This window comes from Rhodococcus sp. PAE-6 (assembly GCF_025290685.1).
GTDB classification, from domain to species: Bacteria; Actinomycetota; Actinomycetes; order Mycobacteriales; family Mycobacteriaceae; genus Rhodococcus; species Rhodococcus pyridinivorans.
Map to the genome: position 1 here is coordinate 1 of NZ_JAOCLZ010000170.1, position 251 is coordinate 251.

The window sequence follows — 251 nt, forward strand, 5'->3', positions numbered from 1 at the left end:
CCGCCGTCGGCAAACTCGACCGCACGGCACTGCCCGAACCGGTCTTCGCCGGCGCCGGTGGGGCGGCGGCGATGGCGCCGACCGAGACCGCGCTGGCCGCGATCTTCGCCGACCAGCTCGGCGTCGCCGAGGTCGGCGCCGACGCCAGCTTCTTCGAGCTCGGCGGCAACTCGCTGGTCGGCACCCGGGTGATCTCCCGCATCAACGACGCCTTCGGCACCGATCTGGGGGTGCGGTCGCTGTGCGAGGCC

Annotated in this window: 1 protein-coding gene; it reads left to right on the forward strand. The window is 74.1% G+C overall.

Annotated features, from left to right (window positions below):
* Positions 1-251, forward strand: a 251-nt coding sequence (locus NVV99_RS26670; protein WP_260783321.1) for a phosphopantetheine-binding protein, incomplete at both ends; no start/stop codon positions are given.